This window comes from Aeromicrobium sp. (assembly GCF_014378035.1).
Classification (GTDB): Bacteria; Actinomycetota; Actinomycetes; order Propionibacteriales; family Nocardioidaceae; genus Aeromicrobium.
The window spans coordinates 1-5,306 of the sequence record NZ_JACMOM010000132.1 but is presented as its reverse complement, the minus strand read 5'-3'; the positions used below and the strand labels follow the sequence as shown (position 1 = coordinate 5,306).

Here is a 5,306-nt window from a genome sequence, read left to right as displayed (position 1 = left end):
CTTTGACTTGCCCGCGGCAAGCTTTCCTGTGAGTGCAGTGGTGCCTGTCGACAGCGGGGTGGCCGGCGTGGTGTCCGCGCCGTAGTAAGCGTTCACGACTGTCTGGCTGAAGTCGATGGCCTTGCCAGCGGTGACAGCCACCGTCACAGAGATGGACGGACCGCCCACCTCGCCCGGCAGCTCCGCCTTGCCGTCGACCTGACGAATGCTCGAGGGCCGCGCCGTGGTGCCGGCGGTCAGCACGGCCCTGTCGTCGATGCCGATGGTCTTCGACTTCGGTCGATCCGGAACCGCCGTCGGAGCGGTGGGAGACGGCGTCGGGCTGCTGGGAATGCGCGAGGGGGGAGCATTGGTGGCAGACGTGGGCTCTCCCGTGGATGTAGGGCCTCTGGATGCGCCGCCCTGCGCCGATGTGTCTCCTCCCCTGTTGATCAGCACGATCATCACGACGGCGACCACCACGAGAGCACCGCACACGATCGCGACAAGGCTTCTGCGAGAAATGTTGGAGAACATGGCACATCCTTGTCTCAAGGTCCGACGGAGATCATAGCCTCACCCTGCGAGTGCGAACACGATGGCGAATCTGCCTCAGCGGGGTGAGGGTCAACGCTACGATGATTCCGCCTCGCTCGTAGAAGACGCACCTCGGGGGCGCCACACATCATCTGGCGGAGACCAGGCTCAGGGCTACCGACGCCGGCTGATGTGCAAGAGAGGATGGAGATCGTTCGATGGACCTCATCGAGTACGTCAATGTGCTGCGACGGCGCTGGGTGTCAATCCTGACGCTTGCCATCCTGGGAGCTGCAGCCGGCTATGGCTGGGCTTCGACCGTCACGCCCACGTACCAAGCCTCCAGCCAGGTCTTCGTCAGCGTCAACAGCGGCGACACGGTCAACGACCTCGTCCAGGGGTCCACCTTCACCCAGAACCTCGTCCAGTCCTACACCCGGCTCGTAGCCACCCCGGCCGTGCTCGCCCCGGTCATCAACGACCTCTCGCTCGAGACCACTCCGAAGAAGCTGGCGAAATCGGTCCAGGCCAACACCCCGCTCAACACGGTGATCGTCGAGATCTCCGTGACGGACTCGACCCCGTCCCGGGCCGCAGAGATCGCCAACGCCATCGCTGATCAGCTCCCCAAGACAGTCACTGGCCTCTCACCCTCACGTAGCGGAACCACCACCTCCGGTGAAGCAGTGGTCTCGATCAGGACCATCGCCGACGCCACTGTCCCTGACTTCGCGATCTCGCCGAACAAGAAGCTTCGGACCGTACTGGGATTCGTGCTCGGTGCTGTCGCCGGTGTGGCACTCGCCCTGACTCGTCGGCTGCTTAACACCCGCGTGCGTGGCGAGGGTGATCTCACCGCCATCACAGACGTGCCACTCATCGGAGCCATCCCGAGATGGGGTGGTGCCGAGACGGAACGCATCAGCCTGATCAAGCGTCCTCACAGTTCACGCTCCGAGTCGTACCGAAGGCTGCGTTCCAACCTGGACTTCGTCAGTCGTAGGGGTTTGTCCGCTACCAGCGTCGTGGTGACCTCCTCGATTCCACAGGAGGGCAAGACCACCACCGCGGTCAACCTGGCGGTGGCACTGGCCGAGCTGGGTGATCGGGTCCTGCTCATCGACGCTGACCTGCGCCGCCCCTCGATCGCACGCGCCACGGGTCTCGAAGGCACCATCGGACTGTCGACCGTGCTCATCGGCAAGGTCGGCCTCACCGAGGCTGTTCAGAAATGGGGTGACACCACGCTCGACGTGCTGACCAGCGGCGAGATTCCCCCCAACCCGCTTCACCTCATCGACTCGCCCACGATGGAGGAGCTGATCGTCGAGGCGCAGGTCGAGTATGACTTCCTGGTGGTCGACTCACCACCCCTCCTGTCGGTGGTCGATGCGGCCGTCATTTCACACCAGTGCGACGGACCATTGATCGTCGCTGCTGCCGGCAAGACCAAGCGCAAGGAGCTGGCGAGTGCCGTGGAGTCGCTGCGCGTCGCCGGTGTCACCCCGGTCGGCATGGTCCTCACCAGGGCAGACCTCGACGAGGGCCGCAACTACAACTACTACACGTCGCCTGAGGCTGAGCGTGGCCTGATCAACATGGCGGCCGGCCGGCTCAAGACAGTATTCTCGCGACGTTCGCGCGAAGCCTGAGACCAGTCTCCCGATGATCGTGAGCTCATCCCTTCGCGTCGCCCTCATCCGAGCTTCGCCTCTCCTGGCCATCTTCTTCATCGTGCCTGCATGCCTCATCCTGGCGAGGGGTGGCTCTGGGCAGGAGAGCACCACGTCAACAACGTCTGTGTATGTCAGCACGCGTCAGACATCAGACGTTCGAACGCTCAACAAGACCACCGTGTACCTCCAACGACAGATGACATCATTCGCCGACATGGCGACGAGCAGCATCGTTCTCGCACCGGTCATCACCGAGCTGGCTCTGGACACGTCACCCAAACAACTCGCTCGTCAACTCACCGTGTCTTACCAGACCGGATTCATCATCGACCTCACCGCCACCTCCGCCTCGCCTGGCGAGTCACGGCTGCTCACACAGTCAGTGGGAGAAGCTCTGGCCACCCAAATCATGGCCATCAGCCCGGTCGGCGCTGACGGCATGTCTGTCGTGGACGCGCGGACGACAGGCACCCTGGTGGGGACAGACACCGCAGTCGCCGCGTGGCGGACGGCAGGACTGGCGGCCTTCTTCGGTCTGGCGTTGGCGACATCGTGGGTGCTGTACCGCTACGCGACGGACGATCGCATCGCGACAGCTGACGACATGCTTGAGATCACTACTGCCCCGACCGTGGCCCGGCTTCGCCATCACCGCCGACGCCCAGCTGAGCCGAATTCACAGGACGAGCATGAGATGGAGCGGCTCGATGTCGCGTGCCGGGCAAGTCGTTCGGTTGGTGCTGCAGTGGTCGTGTTCGCATCGACCGACCGGACGCCCAGCGCGGTGGTGATTGTCGATCGCCTCGCTCAACAGATGTCTGCCAGCGGTCGATCGTGCGTCGTCCGTGAAGCTGTCCCGGGGGATGATGACCTTCTGAGGGCCGATCGTGAGCGGCATGAGCTCATTGCCGTCGTCGGACCGCAATCGTCACCCCACGACAGTGCACACGCTGCCGCTGTCGACGCCGTGGTGGTTGTCGTCACTCTGCGGCGGACGACATCCGACGGGCTGATCTCAACCATCGAGGGCTTCGAGCACGTGGGAACACGCGTCCTCGGACTGGTCGTCTCACCGGCACCGCGATGGTGGGACGGACACCGACGTTCCTCCCGCGACGAGCCCGCCTCCGACAAGGACCACACCGTGATCGGATCGACCACATGAGAACGGAGGAGACGATGGACCTGCCAGAGATCCGGGTGCTGCTGGTATGTTCGGGCAACATTTGCCGATCACCGGTGGCCGAACGCCTCCTCCAATCCAGATCCCTGGCTGGCGCTGTCGTCCATGCCGAGAGTGCTGGCACCGGGGCTCTGGTCGGTGAACCGATTCACCCTCAGATGGTCGATGTCATGCGTGCGTCAGGCGTCGAGCTCGCCGAGTTTGCGGCACGACAGCTCATGCCCCACATGATCCAGGCCGCCGATCTCGTGCTGACGATGACCCGTGAGCAGAGAGCGACAGTTCTGCGCCTGGACCCGCGGGCACTGGCCAAGACTTTCACCCTCACGGAGTGCGCCGCACTCGTCATCTCCGCCGGTTCCTTTGGTTCCGCCGAGTCGCTCGCGGCCCGACGGCCGTACATCGCGCTCGAGCCCTCGGACTACGACATTCCTGATCCCTATCGTCGTCGCGACAACGCGTTCCAGCAGGCCTTCGCGTCCATCAATAAGGCAGTCGACATCTTGTGCAACGGCCCCACGACCGCAACGGCCCAGGATGACAGCGCCTCTTCGGGGGACGAGGCACCAGCGGTCATGACGGTACTCGAGTCCTTTCCGGAACCACGGCCCACGGCCCACCCTTACGTGGTCATGCTCAGACGCGCCCTCGAACAGACAGACGGCATCACGGTCAGAACCTTCTCCTGGCGCACGGCGCTCACGGGCGACTACGACGTCTTCCATGTCCACTGGCCCGAGAACCTGGTTTCCGGTGGCAGCCCCCTCAAGAAGCTTGTCCGACAGGCAATGTTCATCGGCCTGCTCCGCCGCCTTAGGAGACGTCGGATTCCCTTGGTTCGCACGGTGCACAACTTGGAGCTCCCGAGGGGAATCAGCCGTCGGGAAACAGCTCTGCTGAAACGGGCAGACCGCCAAACGATGTACCGGATCAAGATCAATGGGACAACACCGATACCTGCAGACCAGCCATCGTCCACAATTCTGCACGGACACTACAGACGCTGGTATGACAACGAATTCTTGGCAGAGGTGGTGACTGGCCGAGTTGCCTTCTTCGGCCTCATTCGGCGATACAAGGGCGTCGATGATCTGATCTCAGCCTTTCGAGAGCTACCGGAAGCGGCGGAGATCTCGCTGTCCATTGCTGGGAGGCCGTCGTCCGAGAAGCTAGTCGCCCAGCTGCGGGACCTTGCTTCCGGTGACGACCGGATAAATATACAGTTCGGCTTCCTGAGTGATGGCGATCTCGCTCGCCATGTGACCGCTGCCGAGCTGGTTGTCCTGCCCTACCGTGAGATGCACAACTCGGGAGGAGTGCTGACCGCCCTCTCCCTCGGCCGTCCAGTTCTGGTGCCTGCGAACGACACCAACCTCGCGCTTGCTCAGGAGGTCGGCCTGCGGTGGGTGCAGATGTACGAGGGCGACCTGGATGGAAGTGACATCGTTCGCGCTCTGAAGTCTGTCCGTGACGATCCCGAACACGCCCCTGACCTTTCACGACGGGAGTGGAAGCTTGCCGGACCGGATCATTTGGACGCCTTCATCCGTGCCATTGAGATTCTGCATCCCCGGCCTCAGCCTCAATGAACTGATGCAGCTGGAAGTCTGATCTCACCCACAAGAACCATGACGTGATCAAGGCGTCAACATCGGCTGAGCAGACCGCCGCCGTCATCACCCTCAGGGGCTCATCCCACCGGCTCAGGAACACCGGGATCGACACCCTGCCATCCGCACGAGCCGAAAACACGCCACACTAGAACTGCTCACTTTTCGAACGGCACAACTGCTCACTTTTCGACCGGCACCGACACGGTGCGTGCGGACGCTCGGTCCGGATTCCAGATGGAGAGTACAAGTCGGTGCGCGGCGTTCTACAGCGCAGGCGCGATGGTTTAGCCTCGATCTACCGATGGGCTGGGTTTGAGG

The 5,306-nt window shown here is 63.0% G+C and carries 3 protein-coding genes and 1 pseudogene; 3 read left to right on the top strand and 1 reads right to left on the bottom strand.

Annotated elements, in window-relative coordinates:
* Positions 1-516 (bottom strand): annotated as a pseudogene (locus H7290_RS06700) (hypothetical protein); the annotation flags it as partial.
* Between the two features lie 218 nt (positions 517-734).
* On the opposite strand from H7290_RS06700, the gene H7290_RS06695 reads away from it, so the two are divergent.
* The 3 genes from H7290_RS06695 (at position 735) to H7290_RS06685 (ending at position 4,964) form a co-directional block, all read left to right on the top strand.
* A complete protein-coding gene (locus H7290_RS06695) occupies positions 735-2,168 on the top strand; it encodes a polysaccharide biosynthesis tyrosine autokinase (protein WP_290513246.1) in 1,434 nt (477 codons plus the stop codon).
* 202 nt (positions 2,169-2,370) lie between these two features.
* Positions 2,371-3,357 carry a hypothetical protein gene (locus H7290_RS06690; protein WP_290513245.1) on the top strand — a complete coding sequence of 329 codons (987 nt, stop codon included), beginning with the start codon at positions 2,371-2,373 and terminating at the stop codon, positions 3,355-3,357.
* Entirely contained in the window at positions 3,354-4,964 is a 1,611-nt protein-coding gene (locus H7290_RS06685; RefSeq protein WP_290513244.1) for a glycosyltransferase, read from the top strand. Before H7290_RS06690 ends, H7290_RS06685 begins: the two co-directional genes overlap by 4 nt.
* Positions 4,965-5,306 lie beyond the last annotated feature (342 nt).

Coding starts and splice junctions, on each gene's coding strand:
- H7290_RS06695 (WP_290513246.1), top strand. CDS start 735: ATGGACCTCATCGAGTACGTCAATGTGCTGCGACGGCGCTGGGTGTCA.
- H7290_RS06685 (WP_290513244.1), top strand. CDS start 3,354: ATGAGAACGGAGGAGACGATGGACCTGCCAGAGATCCGGGTGCTGCTG.